This window comes from Myxococcus sp. SDU36, assembly GCF_030168875.1.
Lineage (GTDB): Bacteria > Myxococcota > Myxococcia > Myxococcales > Myxococcaceae > Myxococcus > Myxococcus vastator.
Genome location: NZ_CP077414.1, coordinates 7,654,501 through 7,672,315, shown reverse-complemented (window position 1 = coordinate 7,672,315; position 17,815 = coordinate 7,654,501). Strand labels below are relative to the sequence as shown.

11 protein-coding genes are annotated in these 17,815 nt (G+C 70.9%); 7 read left to right on the top strand and 4 right to left on the bottom strand.

What is annotated here, in order from left to right; translation table 11 throughout:
* Window position 1: 1 nt before the first annotated feature.
* Window positions 2–1,087 carry a polyprenyl synthetase family protein gene (locus KGD87_RS31350; RefSeq protein ID WP_284664619.1) on the bottom strand — a complete coding sequence of 362 codons (1,086 nt, stop codon included), beginning with the start codon at window positions 1,085–1,087 and terminating at the stop codon, window positions 2–4.
* A 114-nt stretch (window positions 1,088–1,201) separates the two neighbouring features.
* Between KGD87_RS31350 and KGD87_RS31345 the strand changes: the two genes are divergently transcribed.
* The 4 genes from KGD87_RS31345 (at window position 1,202) to KGD87_RS31330 (ending at window position 4,494) form a co-directional block, all read left to right on the top strand.
* Window positions 1,202–1,765 carry a peroxiredoxin family protein gene (locus KGD87_RS31345; RefSeq protein WP_284664618.1) on the top strand — a complete coding sequence of 188 codons (564 nt, stop codon included), beginning with the start codon at window positions 1,202–1,204 and terminating at the stop codon, window positions 1,763–1,765.
* Entirely contained in the window at window positions 1,762–2,667 is a 906-nt protein-coding gene (locus KGD87_RS31340; RefSeq protein ID WP_284664617.1) for a TIGR01777 family oxidoreductase, read from the top strand. Before KGD87_RS31345 ends, KGD87_RS31340 begins: the two co-directional genes overlap by 4 nt.
* Window positions 2,668–2,676: 9 nt before the next feature.
* Window positions 2,677–3,762 carry an alpha/beta hydrolase-fold protein gene (locus KGD87_RS31335; protein ID WP_284664616.1) on the top strand — a complete coding sequence of 362 codons (1,086 nt, stop codon included), beginning with the start codon at window positions 2,677–2,679 and terminating at the stop codon, window positions 3,760–3,762.
* A gap of 141 nt (window positions 3,763–3,903) precedes the next feature.
* The gene (locus tag KGD87_RS31330) at window positions 3,904–4,494 is read left to right on the top strand and encodes a hypothetical protein (RefSeq protein WP_284664615.1); all 591 of its coding nucleotides are present in this window, start codon (window positions 3,904–3,906) and stop codon (window positions 4,492–4,494) included.
* A 207-nt stretch (window positions 4,495–4,701) separates the two neighbouring features.
* On the opposite strand, the gene KGD87_RS31325 is transcribed toward KGD87_RS31330, so the two are convergent.
* Complete coding sequence (locus KGD87_RS31325; protein ID WP_284664614.1) at window positions 4,702–9,075, bottom strand: RCC1 domain-containing protein; 4,374 nt, start codon at window positions 9,073–9,075, stop codon at window positions 4,702–4,704.
* Between the two features lie 311 nt (window positions 9,076–9,386).
* Between KGD87_RS31325 and KGD87_RS31320 the strand changes: the two genes are divergently transcribed.
* The gene (locus KGD87_RS31320) at window positions 9,387–10,787 is read left to right on the top strand and encodes a metallophosphoesterase (protein ID WP_284664613.1); all 1,401 of its coding nucleotides are present in this window, start codon (window positions 9,387–9,389) and stop codon (window positions 10,785–10,787) included.
* An 18-nt stretch (window positions 10,788–10,805) separates the two neighbouring features.
* On the top strand, window positions 10,806–11,447 hold the full coding sequence (locus KGD87_RS31315) for a TetR family transcriptional regulator (protein WP_284664612.1): 642 nt from the start codon (window positions 10,806–10,808) through the stop codon (window positions 11,445–11,447).
* 143 nt (window positions 11,448–11,590) lie between these two features.
* Here the strand turns inward: KGD87_RS31315 and KGD87_RS31310 are convergent, their stop codons facing one another.
* Together KGD87_RS31310 and KGD87_RS31305 are read right to left on the bottom strand one after the other, a co-directional pair.
* Window positions 11,591–11,911 (bottom strand): hypothetical protein, encoded by a 321-nt coding sequence (locus tag KGD87_RS31310; RefSeq protein ID WP_284664611.1) that lies wholly within the window; start codon window positions 11,909–11,911, stop codon window positions 11,591–11,593.
* 254 nt (window positions 11,912–12,165) lie between these two features.
* Complete coding sequence (locus KGD87_RS31305) at window positions 12,166–16,662, bottom strand: lamin tail domain-containing protein (protein WP_284664610.1); 4,497 nt, start codon at window positions 16,660–16,662, stop codon at window positions 12,166–12,168.
* 294 nt (window positions 16,663–16,956) lie between these two features.
* Between KGD87_RS31305 and KGD87_RS31300 the strand changes: the two genes are divergently transcribed.
* Window positions 16,957–17,808, top strand: a complete 852-nt coding sequence (locus tag KGD87_RS31300) for an ATP-grasp domain-containing protein (protein ID WP_284664609.1) — start codon at window positions 16,957–16,959, stop codon at window positions 17,806–17,808.
* Window positions 17,809–17,815 lie beyond the last annotated feature (7 nt).

Here is a 17,815-nt window from a genome sequence, read left to right as displayed (position 1 = left end):
CTCAGGCGGTGCGGTGGGCCAACCGGGCGATGAGCGCGTCGAGCAGCTCTCTCACCCCGTTGGGATTGGGCAGCGACTGCAACGAGCGGCGAGCGGCCCGGGAGGCACGCACCACCATGCGCTCACACGCGGCCCGGCCTCCACAGGACTCCACCAGCGCGCGGGCCCGCGCCAGCGCCGCCGCGTCCTTCCGCGCCACCGGCAGCGCCCACAGCGCCTCCAGCTCCGCGCGCTCGTCCGCGGTGGCGCGCGCGAAGGCGGCCAGCACGGGAAAGGTTCGCTTGCCTTGGAGGAAGTCGCCGTCAGCGGCCTTGCCCGCGACGTTCGAATCACCAAAAAGGCCCAGCAAATCGTCCCGAAGCTGGTAGGCAAGACCGACGTGACGGCCCACGCGCTCCAATCCTTCCACCATGCCGCTGCTGGCACCGCCGAGCATGGCCCCGCACACCAGCGGGGCGCAGAAGCCGTAGCGTGCCGTCTTCAGATACGCCACGCGCAGCGTCTGGAAGAGCGTCACCTCCGCCAGCGGCGCGCGCCCCAGGTCCAGGTCCAGGTACTGCCCGACCGCCGTGTGACGGCACACGCCCAGGTAGTACTGCACCACGCCCGCGACGCCCGGCAGCCCCGACCCCAGCATGGCCTCCAGCGCGCGCGCGAAGAGGTGGTCGCCCACCACCACGGCCAGGTCCTCCCCCGCGCGTCCGGGCGCCAACATCCGGTGCAGGGACGCGGCGCCCCGCCGCAGTTCCGCCTGGTCCGCCACGTCGTCATGGATGAGGAGGAAGGTATGCAGCAGCTCCAGGCCCGCGGCGAAGCGCCACAGCCCGGAGGGCACCACCGCGCTCCCACGCGCCAGGCAGTGTCCGGCCATCACCAGCGCCGGGCGGAGCCGCTTGGCGGGCCGCAAGGTATAGGCCCGGGCCTGCGACAGCGCCTGTGTCCAACGAACGTCCAGGCCGGCCTCGTCGGGGAGTTCGAACAGCTCCGCCAGCGAGGCCTCCACCTCCGCCTGGACCAGCTGCAGCCAGGCCTGCTCCAGAGGAAGCAGGCTCGTCGGCGGCTGCGCATTGGGAAGCGTGAGTGCCATGCTTCTTTCCTCCGAAGAACCTGATCCTTTGCTCCCTAGAGGTAGCGTTTGCGTCCAGAGCTTGTCAAGGGTATGTCTAAGGTTTGCGATAACCTTGTACACAGGGGTCCCCTCATGAAGGCGTGGATCGCAGGTGCGCTCTCCATCTCCCTGGCAGCGGGAAGCGCCCTGGGCGCGGCGCCTGCCACGGAGCCGGTGGACGCGACGTTACGCACCTCCGCGGGAAAGGAGGTCCGGCTTTCCAAGTGGCGCGGGAAACCGGTCATTCTGTTCTACGAGGACAAGGACTCGACCAAGCTCAACTCGGCCCTGAAGAAGGAGCTGTTCGCTCGGGGGCAGGAGCGCGGAATCCTGGATGCGGCCTGGGTGCTGGCGATCGCAAACCTTCAGAATTTCGACTTTTTTCCGGCCCGGCAGATTGCCCTCTCCTTCGTCCGGGACGAGGAGAAGAAGGTGGGCGTGCCAATCCTCGTGGATATGGATGGAACGCTGGGGAAGGCGCCGTGGAAGCTGCCGGTGAAGACGTCCAACATCGTGCTGCTGGACGCCGAGGGGGCCCTGGTCTACCGGCACTCCGGCCGGATGAAGCCGGATGAGCTGACGACCTTCTTCACCATCCTGAGCCGCCTGGTGGGCGTGGACCTGAATGACCCGGCGCCCTCGGAGCCCTCGCCGTGAAGGTGGCCGTCACCGGCGCGAGCGGCTTCCTGGGTCCAGGGCTTGTCCAAGGTTTGTTGGAGCGTGGACACCAGGTCCACGTCCTGGCCCGAAACGTTGAACACGCCCTGGCCCACCTGCCCGCCGGGGTGACGGGGGCGGCCTTCAACGCGGGCGCGCCCCTGCCGCCCGAGGCCCTGGCGGACGCGGAGGCCGTCGTGCACCTGGCGGGCGAGCCAGTGGCCCAGCGCTGGACGAAGGAAGGCAAGCACCGCATCCACGACAGCCGGGTGCTGGGCACGCGCGCGGTGGTGGCGGCGATGCGGGGCTCGGGCACGGTGCGGCGGTTCGTGTCGGCGTCCGCCATTGGCTACTACGGCGGCACGCGCGGGGCGGATCCGCTGACGGAGGAGAGCCCTCCGGGTGACGACTTCCTGGCCCGCGTGTGCGTGGACTGGGAGGCGGAGGCGATGCAGGCGCGCGAGTCCGGCATCTCCACGGCGGTGGTGCGCATGGGCGTGGTGCTGCACCCGGACGGCGGCGCGCTCCACAAGATGCTGCCCCCCTTCCGCGTGGGCGCGGGCGGCCCGGTGGGCAGCGGCGAACAGTTCGTGAGCTGGGTGCACCGCGACGACGCCAGGGACTTGCTCCTCTTCCTGCTGGCCCATCCCCAGGTGGAGGGTGTGGTGAACGCCACCGCGCCCACGCCGGTGACGAACGCCTTCTTCGCGCACATGCTGGGCCACGTGCTGGGCCGCCCGTCCGTGGTGCGAGTGCCGGCGTTCATGCTCAAGGCGGTCCTGGGAGAGATGGCGAAGGTGGTGCTGGAGGGCCAGCGCGTGCTGCCCCAGCGCGCGCATGAGGCCGGCTTCGTGTTCCGCTACCCGGAGTTGGAGGGCGCGCTGCGCGACCTGCTGGCATAGGGTGCGTGGATGGACGCGAAGACACTGGAGGCGCGGGCCCGCGCCGAGGGCACGCCCGTCATCGAAGCGGACACCGCCACCTTCGTGTGGCGTGGCCGGGGCCCCATCTGCCTCCAAGGTGACTTCCAGGACTGGCGCGGCAAGCCGCTGCCCCTCAAGCGCGTGGCGCCCGGGCTGTGGGCTCGCGCGCTGACGCTGCCCGCGGATGCCTACGTCGAATACGCGCTGGAGGACGCGCGCGGCCAGCGCGTGGAGGACCCGCTCAACCGCCACCCTTCCGACAACGGCTTTGGCGGCATCAACCATTCGTTCCACATGCCCCGGGCCCGCTCGTCCCTGCCCACCCGGCACCCGCGCGGCGCGCCCCGGGGCCGCGTCACGCGGCACCTGGTGGACACGGGGGACGTGGACCTGCCGGGCCAGCGCCGGGTGTACCTGTACGCGCCGCCCACGGACGCGCCAGCGCCGCTGCTGGTGGTTTACGACGGCGAGGACTACCTGCGCCGCGTGCGCCTGCCGGAGCTGGTGGACACCCTGGTGGCCGAAGGCCGCATGCGTCCGGTGGCCCTGGCGCTCGTGTGCAACGGCGGCGAGACGCGCAGCATGGAGTACGCCTGCAGCGAGTACACGGTGGGGCTGCTGAAGTGGAAGGTGCTGCCGCTGGCGCGCCAGAAGCTGTCGCTGGTGGACGAGCGGCGCAGCCCCGGCGCCCACGCGGTGCTGGGGGCCTCGCTGGGCGGGTTGATGGCGCTCTACACCGGCCTGCGCATGCCGGACGTCTTCGGCCGGGTGCTGTCGCAGTCCGGGGCCTTCGCGGTGGAGGGCCATGACTTCGTCGTCTTCGACCTGGCGCGGCACCCGCCCCGCCGCCCGCTGGACGTCTGGCTGGACTGCGGCCGCTTCGAGGGCCTGCTGGCGGGCAACCGCCGCATCACTCCCGTGCTCTCAGAAGCCGGGCATCAGGTGGAACTCCGGGAATACAGCGGCGGGCACAACTACCCGGCGTGGCGTGAGGACCTGGTGCACGGACTGGAGCGCCACTTTCCTCCCCCGCCCGCCAAGCGCCGGGAGTCATTGCGTTTTTCCGGGCGATGACGCGGGCCCGCCCGCCGTGCGGGGGGGTCGCGGCGGACGCACGTTAGGGGTGGGACGCAACTGGCGCCACACCGCGCCCGATAACCTACATGGGAATTCCCGGAGCTCTGTCCGCGCCGGGCCCCATCCCTGGAGCCCCCCATGTCTCGCATTGATGGTGGTAACCGTCCGTCCTCGCCCAAGGGCCCGGCGCATGAGCGCGCCAGCGCTCCGGAGCAGCGGCCGGCCTCCGGCACCGCCACCCAGGGGACGACGGGCGTCCAGGCGCACCGCACGGTGCAGACGTTCCAGGGCCGCAGTGACTTCGAGCCCGACCGGCGCCCCACCCAGCGCGGCGTGACGCCGCCCCCGGACGCCACCGCCATCGCGGGCGCCGACGCGGAGCTGGAGCTGCTCTCCGAGTTTCCCGACCAGGCGGACGCCCAGGGCGGGCTCGCCTCCGCCATGCTGCACGCGCACGCGAACGAGCCCGCCTCGCAGGCCCGCATCGTCGAGCGCTTGAAGGAGGACGGCCGCCTGGAGTCGCTCTTCGGCGAGGTGTTCCGCGAGGGCAACCCCTACGTCGAGCAGCCGCACCGCAGCGCCGTCGTGCGCGCGCTGGGGACCGCCATGGCGCGGGGCACGGTGACGTCCGACGACCTGCGCGCCTTCGCTCGCGGCGCCTACGCCCAGGAGTGGCGGCAGATTGGCTCCGAGCTGACGCCCTCCCGCCCTCTCACGGAGAAGCCGTAGCGCACGCGTCGGATGCACCCATGAAAGCTCCTCGTCGACGCACCCCTGGCGCAGTTCGCAGGAAGGCCATCCGCAGACGCGCCCGCCCGGCCCGGCGCGCGCATGGCACGTACCGGGCCCGGCTCAGGGCGCGCCCGGCCAGGAAGTACCGGGTGCGGCTGCGGACCGCCCGCCGCACCTTCTGACGGACGAGCGCTCACGCCTGGCTCAGGGCAGCGCGACCTGCCCGGGTGACGAGCGCTGTCCCGCGGTCCCCAGGCCCAGCGCGCCGTGGAGGCTGGAGCCCCAGCTCAGCACCGTGCCGTCGCGCTTCATGGCCAGGGAGAAGTCCGCCCCGCCCGACACCACGGTGACGTCCGTCAGCTCCCGCACGCGCAGGGGCTCCGTCCGGTTCGCGTTGTCCCCCAGCCCCAGCTGGCCGTGCGAGTTGCGCCCCCACGTCCACACCGTGCCCTTGGCCCCCACGGCGAACGCGTGGCGCGCCCCCGCGCCCACGGCGGACACCAAGGACAGGTTCGGCACCGGCCGGGGCACGACGCGAGAGCGCGCGCCGCCGTCGCCGTCGCCCAGCTGGCCGAACGCGTTGTCGCCCCACGTCCACACGGTGCCGTCGCCCCGCAGCGCCACCGTGTGCGCCGCGCCCGCGCGCACGTCCACCACGCCGTCCACGCCCTTCACCACCCAGCGCGAATCGCTTGTGGTGCCGGTGGCGTCTCCCAACTGGCCCGACGCGTTGTTGCCCCACGCGGACAGGGTGCCGTCCGAGTGCAGCGCCAGCGAGTAGTGGTCTCCGCCCGCCACGGCCACCACACCCCCCAGCCCCTCCACCCGGCCAGGCAGGGAGCGCGACTCCGCGGTGCCGTCGCCCAACTGGCCGAACGCGTTGTAGCCCCACGTCCACACCGAGCCGTCCGAGCGCACCGCCAACGCGTGGTAGCCCCCTGAGCCAATGGCCACCACGTCCCCCAGCCCGGCCACCTGCACCGGCCTCGTGCGCGAAGTGGACGTGCCGTCCCCGAGCTGACCGAAGCCATTGGCGCCCCACGTCCAGACGGTGCCATCACTGCGCAGCGCCAGCGAGTGCCAGGCGCCCGAGGACACGGCCACCACGCTCGACAGGCCATGCACCTCCAGGGGCGCGGCGCGGCGCTCGGTGGTGCCGTCGCCCAGCTGGCCGAACGCGTTGTCACCCCACGCCTGCACGGTGCCGTCCGACATCAGCGCCACCGCGTGCCGATACCAGGCGCGCACGGTGCGCACGGGCGGGCGGATTTTCGGCCCCTCGATTTTCACCGCCATCGGCGTCAGGCGCGGGCCCGTCTCCCCATCTCCGAGCTGGCCGAACTCATTGCTGCCCCAGGCGCGGGCGGTGCCGTCCAGCAGCACGGCCACGGAGTACTGCTCTCCCGCGGCCACCGCCTCCACGCCCCGCAGCTCCGGCACCTGCTGGGGCAATATCCACGTCGGCGAGGACGAACCATTCCCCAACTGCCCCAGCGTGTTGTCGCCCCACGTCCACACCGTGCCGTCGGCGCTCAGCGCCACCACGTGGTGGGCCCCCGCGGACATGGCGCGGATGCCCTGCACGACGGCCACCTGGCTGGGCACGCTCCGCGTATGGTTGGTGCCGTCGCCCAACTGGCCGGACGGGTTCGTGCCCCAGGCCCACGCGGTGCCGTCGTCACGCACCGCCACCGAGAAGGCGCGCCCGGCCGCCACGGACGCCACACGCTCCAGCCCCTTCACGCGCACCGGCGTCAGGCTCGGCTCGGTGCCCCCCTCTCCCAGCTGGCCCGAGCCATTCGCGCCCCAGGCCCATGGCGCGCCGTCCTCGCCCACCGCCAGGGCGTGCGTCTCGCCCAGGGCCACGGCCACCACGTTGGAGAGGTGCTTGAGCTGGGTCGGCAGCGCGCGGTCCATGACGGTGCCGTCCCCCAACTGGCCACTGGCGTTGCCGCCCCAGCTCCACACGGAGCCATCCGCGCGCAGCGCCACCGACGCGTCTCCACCCGCCGCCAGCGCCACCACGCCTTGAAGCCCCTCCACCAGCCCCGGCGTCACGCGCGGAGCGGTGGTGCCATCCCCCAGCTGCCCCCGGCTGTTCGCGCCCCAGGCCCAGACGGTGCCGTCACACGCGAGCGCCAGCGAGTGCTGCACACCGCTGGCGACGGAGCGGACACAGGGCACACCGCGCACGGGCACGGGCGCCGCGCGGTGGGTGGTGGTGCCGTCGCCCAGCTGTCCCGAGCCATTCTCGCCCCAGGCCAACACCGTGCCATCGACGCGCACCATCAACGTGTGCGCGCGGCCGACGGACAGCCGGTCCACGCGGCCAATGCCACGCACCTGCACCGGCAGGGCGCTCCAACCCGCGGCGCCCAGGCCCAGCTGGCCGAAGCGGTTGTAGCCCCACCCGCGCAACGTCCCATCCGCGTGCAGCGCGAGCACGTGCAGGTGACTGGGATGAAGCGCCTGGATGCCCGTCAGGCCAGGGATGAGGGCGGGCCGCACGCGCGAGGTGAGCGTCCCATCCCCGAGCTGGCCATAGCCGTTGGAGCCCCACGCCCGCACCGTACCGTCACCTTGCAGCGCCATGGAGTGGGAGCGGCCACCACTGACGGCGGTGATGCCCTGCAGCCCCGGCACCTGCATGGGGCGGAAGCGGTCCGCCCAGGAGCCGTCCCCGAGCTGCCCTTCACCATTGTCGCCCCAGGCCCACACCGTGCCGTCGCTCCGCACGGCCAGCGCATGCGCGGAGCCCGCCGCCACGCGGGTGATGTTCGTCAGTCCCTCCACGCGCACCGGCCGCAGCCGCTGCACGCCGCCGCCATCTCCCAACTGTCCCTCGAAGCCCTCGCCCCACGTCCACACCGTGCCGTCGGACTGCAAGGCCATGGAGAAGTACGAGCCGGCGGCCACCGCCACCACCGTGCCGAGCCCCGACACGCGCACCGGCGTCAACCGGTCCACCGTCGTGCCGTCCCCCAGCTGTCCCAGCGCGTTGTAGCCCCAGGCCCACACGCTGCCGTCGCTGCGCAGCGCCAGGACGTGACTGCCGCCCGCGGCCACCGACGTCACCGACGTCAGGCCCGACACCGCGACGGGCCGGGCGCGGTCGTGGGTGGTGCCATCTCCGAGTTGCCCGGCGGCGTTGCGCCCCCAGGCCCAGAGTGTCCCATTCATGCCCACTGCGAGCGAATGGTGGGCGGCCGAGGCGACGCCGCGGACACTGCCGAGCCCCTCCACGCGCACCGCGGCGTGGCGCTCGGCGGTGCTGCCATCACCGAGCTGTCCATAGGTGTTGCGGCCCCAGGCCCAGACGGAGCCATCCCCCAGCGTGGCCAGGGAGTGAAAGCTGCCCGTCGCCACCGACGTCACGTCCGCCAGGCGCATCACCGGCGCGGGCACCACGTGGCGCTCGGAGCCGCCGTGGCCCAACTGGCCCGAGGGGCCTCCGCCCCAGGCCCAGAGCGTGCCGTCCTTTCGCAGGGCCAGCGCGTGCTGCGCGCCGCCCACCACCGAGGCCACCGCGTTCAGCCCCGGCACCTGCCCCGGCGTGGCGCGGTCGGTGGTGTCTCCATCGCCCAGTTGGCCGGAGCCATTGGCCCCCCACGCGAACACGGCGCCCGCTTCGAGCAGCGCCAGCGAATCCGAGTCCATGGAGGCCACGGCCTTCACCCGCTCGAGCCCCGGCACCCGCATGGGCACGGCGCGGTCATTCCACGTGCCATCACCGAGCTGCCCGGAGGCATTGCTGCCCCACGCCCACACGCCGCCGTCCTTGCCCAGCGCCAGCGCGTGGTAGGTGCCCGCCGCCACCGCGGTGATGCCGCTGAGCTGGGAGACCTTCACGGGAGACAGGCGCTGGGTGAAGGTGCCATCGCCCAGTTGGCCGGCGCCGTTGGAGCCCCACGCGCGCACCGTGCCGTCCTCGAGCACGGCCAGGGTGAAGTCGAAGCCCGCGGCGAGCGCGACCACGCCCTTCAGCCCGGGAACCTGCTCGGGCGTGAGCCCTGGCTGCGTGTGCCCCCGGCCGAGCTGTCCGTGGAAGTTCGTCCCCCATGCCCACACCGTGCCGTCGTCACGCAGCGCCAGCGAGTGGAAGTCTCCGGCGGCCACCGCCACCACGTTGGCCAGGCCAGCCACCTGCAGCGGCGCCGCGCGGTCGGTGGTGGTGCCATCCCCGAGCTGCCCGGAGCTGTTGCCGCCCCACGTCCACACCGTGCCATCCGCGCCTAGCGCGAGCGAGTGGGCATCTCCGGACACCACCGACACGATGTCCCCCAGCGCCGCCAGCCGCGCCGGCGCCAGTCCCTGGAGGGACGTCTCCGCCCCGCCAAGCTGGCCGGAGCCATTGCCGCCCCAGGCCCACACGTCGCCCTCGGGCGACAGATACAGCGAGTGCTGGGCACCCGCGGCGATGCGCATCAGCGGGGCCGTGACGACCACCCGCTGGGCGCGCGTGGCGCTCGGAGTCTCCGGCGTGGCGAGCTCCCCCGAGGGCTCGCAGCCAACCATCAGCAAGGTGCTCAACAGGCACGGCAACAGGCGGCGCGTTCTCGCCATCATGTCAGGGGGCATGGGGGGGCTCCTCAAGGAGGTGGTGCATTCGCGTCAGCCAGGCGGTTCGCCGTTACACGCGCGGCGACCCTTCAGTGGCTTGCGGGCAGGCCGGTGTATGCGGCCAACACGCTGTTACTTGTATCGCGAGAACGGCGCAGGCGCTCTCCTGGCTGCCTGCCGCGAGCGCATGCGACGCGGGTTCGGGTCGCGTTTGCCCCAGCCACGAACGTCCCGTGCGGATTGATGCGATGTCCGTGTACGAGGCGTTCACATTTCTTCACGCGGCTTGCGTTGCAGCGCGTCGTGCGCAGGGCAGGATGGCGCGCGGGATGGATACCGCGCGCTTCATCTTCTTCGCCCTCGTCACCGGCCTCGCCACGGTCGCCGTCCACGTCTATTTGTACCGGCGCCTCTTCGCGGCCACGTCGGAGCACCGCGCGTGGCGGCGCGTGGGCATGGGCGTCATGACGGTGCTGGGCACACTGATGGTGCTGTCGTGGTCCGTGACGCGCTTCCTTCCCATGGACTCCACCTTCGCCGTGGCCACGGCGGTGTGGACGTGGATGGGCATGGCCATCTACCTGCTGCTCGCGCTCGGAGTATTGGGCGCGGCGCGCAAGGTGGCGGCGCGGATGCAGCGCTCACGCGGTGAGACAGCGCTGGGTGAGTCGCGGGTCACTGGCACCGCGGACTCGGTGTCCCAGGCGCACGCGGTGGGTGGCTCGGCGCAGGCTGGCGGCACGCTGGCGGCGACTGGCACGGAGTCTATCTCGGTGACTCAAGAGGCCATGGCGACCAGTGGACACGGCGCGGCGGCGACGCGCACCGAAGCCGCTCAGGTGGCCATGGCGGAGGGGCCCGTCGGCGCCACCTCCGCGTCCTCAGCCCCGGTGGATGTGGAGCGTCGACGCTTCCTTGCTCGGGCGACAGCCGGCGGAGCGGTGCTGGCCGCAGGCGGCGTGACGGGCTTCGGGATGTGGAGCGCCTTCCACCCACCGGTGGTGAACGAAGTGGCGGTGAAGCTGCCGGGGCTGCCCAAGGCGCTGGATGGCTTCAGCATCGTCCACTTGAGCGACATCCACGTGGGACCCGTCATCCGGCGCCGCTTCATGGACGAGCTGGTGCGCCGCTGCAACGCGCTACGCCCGGACCTGGTGTGCATCACCGGAGACCTGGTGGATGGCCACGTCGCGTCACTGGCCCCAGCGGTGTCGGCGCTGTCCGAGCTGAAGTCACGCCATGGCACCTACTTCGTCACGGGAAACCACGAGTACTACTGGAGCGACGCGGCCTGGGCGGAGGCGCTGGAGCGCATGGAGGTGCAGGTGCTGCGCAACCGCCACGTGCGCATTGGCGACACGGCCGCGTCATTCGACCTGGTGGGCGTGGACGACTGGTCGGCGGGCAAGATGGGCTTCTCGCAGGGCTATGACCTCGCGGCGGCGACGACGGGCCGGGATTCCGAGCGGGCCTCGGTGCTGCTCGCGCACCAGCCGTCGAACTGGAAAGTGGCGGCGCGGGAGGGAATGGGCTTGCAGCTCTCCGGGCACACCCACGGGGGTCAGTTCTTCCCCTTCACGCTGGCGGTCTCCGCCATCTGGGAGCACGACGCGGGCTTGTTTCACGAAGGAGACCGGCACCTGTATGTCAGCCGGGGAACAGGCTTCTGGGGTCCGCCGCTGCGCGTCGGAGCGCCGCCGGAGATTGTCCGGGTGACACTGTTGGCGTGATGCATAGATTCGCCGGGTATGGCCAGGGAACCTGCCCAGCGAGCGCTGAAACAAGAGCGTGCCGCGCGCACGCGCATGGACATCCTGGAAGCGGCCATCCACCTCTTCGCGAGGCGAGGGTTCCTCGCCACGACGATGGCGGACTTATCCCGCGCCATCCGGATGACGCCCGGAGCGCTGTACTGGCACTTCCCCACCAAGGAAGACCTGCTGCTGGCTGCGATTGAGGAGTTGCACCAGCGCTGTGTTCGCGAGTTCCGGCTGCTGGGGAACTACCAGGAACTCTCCGCGCAAGAGCAGTTCCAGGCCATCTCCGAGCGAGCGCATCTGCTCCTGCGCGAGCACCGCGAATACGGCATCTTCTTCGCGATGCTCGCAGCCGAAGCGGCTGATTCGAATGACCAGGTGGCGGGGGCCATCCGCGACAAGCTCGCGTTCTACGCGACGACGCTGGAGGACATCATCCGCCACGGACAGGAGACGGGAGAGTTCCGGCAGGATGTGGATGCACTCCACGCGGCGCACAGCCTGCTTGGCGGCTTCCTGGGAGTGCTCGTGCATCAGAACCTCTTCCGCGCCTCCATGGCCTTTGACCTGCCTGTGGCAGCGCTGAGTTTGCTGATGACGGCCGGAATCGCGCCCCCGTCCACCACTGGATAGACGCCACGTCCGCCCCCATCAGGAAACGCCCCCAGACGACATCCGCCCGGGACTCAATGCGCCACCGCCCCACCCAGCCCCGCCAGGGAAATCCGTCGCCCGCGGGAACCGGCCCCTGATGATGCGCTTGGAAGCCTCCTCGTTCACCCAAACAAGGCCTCTTCCAACACGGGCATGAAGACTTCGAGGTCCCACGCTCCTTGCGTCGGAAAGCCCTTGTTGGCCCGGTCCATCAACCACGTCTCCAAGTGGGCCAGCAACAAATTCGCAGTCTCCTCCCTGGTGATGAGCCCCATGCCCGCGCACACCCAAGCTTCCTTTTCTCCATACAAAATCGACTCGATGAACCTGGACAACTCTGCGTCCGACACGTCCGGCGTGCCGATGGCTTCCGCCACCTTTCGCGCACAGACGATGAAACCTTGAATATCGGGGTGTTCCCGTGCGCCATATCGCGTCCCCATGTCCCTCCCTCCTGGTTCAACGAGCCCAGAGCCGACATTTAAACACACACACGAGAGCGGCCGGTCAAACCAAGCCAGATCGATTGGGACACGCTCGGGCACAAGGCAGTTCTTCGCATCATCATTGGCATTACCTACAACCTCTGGCACCCCTGAAAATCAAACGGGCGGAACCCCATGTCGGGGTTCCGCCCGTTCTGGACCTCACGGGGACAGGGCTCGCGCTTCAGCCCCGCCCCCCAGTCGCCTGACGGCTACGGCGTCGCCGTGATGACGTTCACCGCGCCAGGGGTGACGGCCGTGGTGAAGGCGAAGTCCGCCATGTTCACGTCCGTGTCGGTCGAGTCCGCGTCCCGGCACAGCGACCCCTGAGCGGTGTTGCTGTCCGCCAGGGCCGCCGTGTCCGCGTCACCCTCACGCAGGTCGAACTTCGTGTCCGTCCCCGCGATGGAGGCGTTCACCACGTGCCCCTCGTAGGAGAGGGAGTCAATCAACGCATCCGTGGCCTCGTCGTACAGGGCCACCGCGTCCGGCGCACCGTTCTGGATGAAGTCGGTGGTCCCCCGCTGCAGCGTGTGCACGCCGACACGCCCCGCGAGCCCATCGACGACGGAGGCAGCGCCCACGACCAGGTACTCCCGAGGCCCCAGGACGCCGCCGTTGACCTCCGCCAGGGCAATCTTCTGGTAGCTCGTCATGTTGTTGCCGTTGACGAACACCAGGAACACGCTGCTCAGCGACGCGGGCGTAGAGGAGTTGTTGTAGATCTCCACGAACTCCTGCGAGTCCCCCGCGCCGGGCATGTCGTAGTCCACCTCGTTGATGACCAGCCCGCCTTCCGCGGCCAGGATGACGGACACCTGAGCGGTCCGGTCCACCCCGCCGAAGCTCGCCGTGAGCAGCGCCTGCGCGGGGCTCGAGACCTCGTCCGCCGTGAAGGTGAAGGTCGCCGTCGTCGCATCCCGAGCAACCCGGACCGAGGCCGGAATGGACCCGATGCCCGTCGCCGGTTCCAGCGTCAGCGCCACGTCCGTCTCGTCCGTCTGCGCCGGGCGGTCCAGCGTCACCGTGAAGGTGAACGTCCGGCCCGTCAGCACCGCCGCGGTGGACGGAGACAGCGCGCTGAGCGTGGGCGGAGGCGGAAGCACCGTGAGCTCCGTGGCCCGGGTGATGCCGTACAGCATGGCGTACACCGTGCCCGTGCCCTCACCCTGCGCGTCCGCCGTGAAGGTGAACGCCACCTCCGTGGCGCCCGCCGGAATCGTCACGGTGGCCGGCACCGTGCCGTAGTTCGGCACGCCCGCACCCGGCACCACCGCCAGCTCCACGACGGTGTCCTGCGCGGCCGAACGGTCCACCGTCAGGGTGAACGTCTGCGTCCCACCCGCCGGAATCGTCACCGCCGAGGACGGCGACAGGGTCGTCAGCCGCGGCGCATCCTGGTCCAGCGTCACGGTGGCGCTCCCGCTGCTCGCGCCGAGGGTCGCCGTCACCATGCCGGGCGCGGTGGCCGTGGCCGCCGGGTCCGCGATGAAGGAGAACATCGCCTCCGTGGCGTTCTCCGCCACGGTGAGCACGCCGTCCGCCGGAACGAAGGCGCCAAAGCCCGTCGCCGGCGCCATGCTCAGCGCCACGGTGGTGTTGGCGGGCGCCGGACGGTCCAACTGCACGGTGAAGACCACCTCGCCGCCGGGCACCATCGTCACGTCACCCGGGGTGACGCCCACCACCTCGGGCTGCTCGTCGGCACCCAGCACCCGAACGGTGGCCGTCTGCGAGGAGCCACCCAGCGTGGCCGTCAACGTCACGCTCTGCGCGGGCGCCACCGGCACCACCTGCACCGTCGCGGACGTCTGCCCCGCGGGGATGGTGATGCGGCCGCCCGGCACGCTCAGCGCGCCCTCATCGGAGGAGGTGATGGTGATGTCGAGCGCCTCCGGGTAGGCGGAGGACAACGTCACCGTCAGCGCCTGCGGGAAGGTGCTCACCGGCCCCGTACCACCCAGACGCACGTAGCCATCCGGACCGAAGCCCGTCAGCGACGGCGGCGGCAGCGGCATGTCCGCCTGGAAGCGCGGCACGAGCTTGGAGTCGTTGAAGTTGTACGTCAGCACGCCGCGCAGCGCGCCGAAGCGCGTGCCAATGGCCGGCACCGCGTAGGCATAGGCCTGGTCGTCAATCATCAGGCCCGGCTGACCGGCGTCACCCGCCTCGTTCACCAGGAACTGGCCGAACTCGTCCACCGCCGTGTTGACCGCCACGTCGCGGACCTCCACGAGCACGCCCTCCAGCGCGGCGGCGCGCGGGCCACCGGTGCGGATGTCCGCCGTCGTCACCACCACCGGCGCGGGCACCTCGTTGCCGGAGCTGCGCTTGACGTACTTGACCTCGGTCAGCTCGGGCAGACCGAAGTAGAGGAGGAGCACGCCCGTGGTGATGTCGATGCGGTCACCCACCGCGAGGTCACCCTTGGGCGAGTACACGTAGAGACCGGAGTGGTCCACGCTCGTGCCCGAGGGCAGCGGATGCGTCTGCACCCAGTAGCCCTGGGAGCTCGCGCCGCCCTTCACCACGGCGGTGACGACGACGTCGGAGATGGACACCGGCCTGCCCAAGAGCGGCAGGTTGCCGTCCACGCGCGTCTTCAGCTCGTGGATGGTGGCGGGGCAGCCCAGGTCGCCCGGGTTCGGGACGCTGGAGCATGCATCACACGCATCACCCTTGCCGTCGCCGTCCGCGTCCGCCTGGTCCGGGTTGGCCACGAACGGGCAGTTGTCCTGCCACGTCACGATGCCGTCGTGGTCATCGTCACCCACCGTGAACGACGTGCAGGCGTTGCCCTCCTCCAGCGGGCAGGGGTCGCACGCGTCGCCAATCCCATCACCGTCCGAGTCCGCCTGCTTGCCATTGTCCATGGGGCGGATGGGGTTGAAGATGCTGGGGCAGTTGTCGGCGGCGCCCACCAGGCCGTCGCCGTCCGGGTCCGCTGCGCGAACCTCGCCGGTGTAGCTGGTGGAGTTGTTCACGCTGGCCGGCCAGCGCGAGTCCAGCGAGGCGCGGCGGGGCGAGCACGTCGGCTCGTTCTCCGGCGTACCACACGCGAACAGCGGGTACTTGTGCGTGGCGCCCGACGTCAGCGCCGCCAGGTCCTTGCCAATCTCGGACTGGAGGCACACTTCCTTCGAGCTGCCGCACACGTCCAGCGTGTCGCAAGCGTCCGCGCCGCGGAGCCCGGCCATCAGCGCCTGGTCACCGTAGAGCGGCTTGCCACCGCGCATGGTGAGCACCACGTGCTCGGGGTTCGCGGTGATGACCGCGCGGTGCGGCGAGTTGACGAAGGTGCGCAGCTGGAAGATGGCCAGGTCGGCCACCTTGCCTTCGGCGATGCGGCCCGTCTTCTCGAACGTGTCCACCAGGTCCGACGCGTTCGACGTCACCATGCGCCAGAGGTCCTCGTCGCTGAAGGTCCGCGCGTAGTGCGCGCTGTTGAGGTAGTCCGCGCACTGCAGCTCGCGCAGCAGGTTCATGGAGCCGGAGCGCAGCCAGTCGGTGCCCAGCGCGATGGTGACCCCCTGGTTCTTGTAGGTCGTCACCATGGCCGTGTCGCCGTAGAGCGAGATGTTCGAGCGGGGCGACCAGATGAGTCCGGTGCCGTTCTCCGCCATGATGCGAATCTCCTTCGCCGTCAGGCCGATGCCGTGGATGACGGCGGTGCGCGGCTGCATCACGTTGTTCGGGCCCGTGGACAGGCAGAGGAACTCGTTGAGCGCCGCGGTGGAGATGCCCTCCGAGATGTGCGGCAGGTACGCGGCCGAGCGCGGCAGCGAGTCCGTCGTCGGCCTCGAGCCGTAGTCACAGCCCGAAGCAATCAGGTTGCCGCTGGTGTCACCCAGCGGGAAGGTGTCGGAGTCCACCACGCCCTCGCCCAGGCCTTCCTGGAGGGCGGTGTTGTTCACGTCCACGTTGCGCAGCAGGCCCGCCTGCCCGCCCGCGCCCGCCATGGAGGTGGCGCCCGCCATCATCTGGCGCAGCTCGCCCCAGCGGACGTTGTCCGCGGCGCTGGCCGCGGGGCTGGTGATGCGCGTGTGGCCGTTGCGGCCGGTGCGCCACTCGTGGCGGTGCTCGTAGCGCTCCTCGGTGCCGACGTACGGCTCCATCGGATAGGTGATGTGCTCGTGCGGGTTCACCAGGCCCGGGGAGATGACACCCCCAGGGCAGGACACCTGCGTGGCCTCGGCGGCGCCCGCCGCGGCGGAGCAGTCACAGGCGGCGCACTGGATGATGCCCTGCGCGTCCACCAGCACCTGGCCGCCCACCAGCGTCTCGCCCTCCTTCAGCACCACGCCCGTGAAGAGGCGCGCGGCGGAGCCGGCCTGCGTCACCGCGCAGGTGGCGCCGTCGGGAAGCGCGGGCGCGTTGGCCGCGGGGCACTGGGTCAGCGTCAGCGCGCAGTTCGCCTGACAGCCATCACCGTCCACCGTGTTGCCGTCGTCACAGACCTCTTCGCCTTCCAGCTTGCCGTTGCCACATACCGCGGTCGGCGCGGGCGTCGACGTACAGTCGGACTCACAGCCGTCACCATCCACCGTGTTGCCGTCGTCGCACTGCTCGCCCTGCTCCACGACGTTGTTGCCGCAGACGGCTTGCGCGCAGCTCGCGCCCTCGCAGCCAGGCTCGTCGTCGCCACATCCGGCGTGAAAGAGGAGGACCGCGCCTAGCGCGGCCAGTAATAAACGTGGGGACATTCGCATCTCGTAGGTCTCCCGGCGGAGCCGGCCGGAGGGAAGGTGACAGGTCCTTGGCACGCGAAGAGCGTACCCCTTGAAACATTTCAGCGACACCTGACCGCACAGGTCCAGTTCCCGAGCGTCCGCGCACGCGACTGTGCCGTGGAGTACGCCGCCCGCCTCACCTCAAGTACGGGGCGTTCAGTGCCTACCTGTCGGCCTGACCCGCACTCCGCTTTGACGCACCGCGAGAGCCCTGCGCGGAGGCGCCGCACGCGCTACAAGCCGCGGCACGTTTCAACATCGGGAGTCCGCGTCATGGACGTCGCCGTCCTCACCTTCGAAGGCTTGCCTCGGCTCGACGCGTTCGACGCGTCCCTGCTGCCCGCGCTCGCGGCCCTGGGCGTCGATGCCCGGCCCGTCCTCTGGGATGACCCGGCCATGGACTGGCGCACGGTCCGGCTGGCCCTGGTGCGCAACACGTGGGACAGCCACCTGCGCCGCGACGCCTTCGTCGCCTGGGCGGACAAGGTGGGCCGCCTCACGCAGCTCCACAATCCCGCCCCCGTGCTGCGCTGGAACACGCACAAGTACTACCTGCGCGAGTTGGAGGAGAAGGGCGTGTTGGTGACGCCCACCACCTGGGTGCGCAAGGGCGACACCCTGGAGGTGGGCGAGCTGGCCAGCAGGCACGGCTGGGACGCGGTGGTGCTCAAGCCCGCCGTGTCCGCGGGCGCGCTCAAGACGCACATCTTCCCGCGCGCGGAGGCCCACGCCGCCACCACCCGGCTGGCGGAATTGACTCGCGAGGGCGACGTCATGGTGCAGCCCTACCTCACCGCCTTCGAAACGGAGGGCGAGCGCAGCTACGTCTTCTTCGACGGTGTCCTCAGCCACGCGGTGCGCCGGCCGCCCACGCTGCTGGACGCGCCTCGCGGCTTCTCCGAGCCCACCGCCTTCACGCCCGAGGACGCGGCCGAGCTGCGGCTGGCGGAGTCCGTGCTGGAGGCGGTGGGCCGCCCCCTGCTCTACGCCCGCGTGGACGTGGCCACCGACAACGCGGGCCAGTCGCGGCTGCAGGAGCTGGAGGCCACCGAGCCGCGCCTGTTCCTGTCGCTCGACGTGGGGGCCGCGGACCGGCTGGCCCGCGCCATCGCCAAGAAGCTGTGAGGCCGGA

Coding starts and splice junctions, on each gene's coding strand:
- KGD87_RS31350 (WP_284664619.1), bottom strand. CDS start 1,087: ATGGCACTCACGCTTCCCAATGCGCAGCCGCCGACGAGCCTGCTTCCT.
- KGD87_RS31345 (WP_284664618.1), top strand. CDS start 1,202: ATGAAGGCGTGGATCGCAGGTGCGCTCTCCATCTCCCTGGCAGCGGGA.
- KGD87_RS31335 (WP_284664616.1), top strand. CDS start 2,677: ATGGACGCGAAGACACTGGAGGCGCGGGCCCGCGCCGAGGGCACGCCC.
- KGD87_RS31330 (WP_284664615.1), top strand. CDS start 3,904: ATGTCTCGCATTGATGGTGGTAACCGTCCGTCCTCGCCCAAGGGCCCG.
- KGD87_RS31325 (WP_284664614.1), bottom strand. CDS start 9,075: ATGCCCCCTGACATGATGGCGAGAACGCGCCGCCTGTTGCCGTGCCTG.
- KGD87_RS31320 (WP_284664613.1), top strand. CDS start 9,387: ATGGATACCGCGCGCTTCATCTTCTTCGCCCTCGTCACCGGCCTCGCC.
- KGD87_RS31315 (WP_284664612.1), top strand. CDS start 10,806: ATGGCCAGGGAACCTGCCCAGCGAGCGCTGAAACAAGAGCGTGCCGCG.
- KGD87_RS31310 (WP_284664611.1), bottom strand. CDS start 11,911: ATGGGGACGCGATATGGCGCACGGGAACACCCCGATATTCAAGGTTTC.
- KGD87_RS31305 (WP_284664610.1), bottom strand. CDS start 16,662: ATGCGAATGTCCCCACGTTTATTACTGGCCGCGCTAGGCGCGGTCCTC.
- KGD87_RS31300 (WP_284664609.1), top strand. CDS start 16,957: ATGGACGTCGCCGTCCTCACCTTCGAAGGCTTGCCTCGGCTCGACGCG.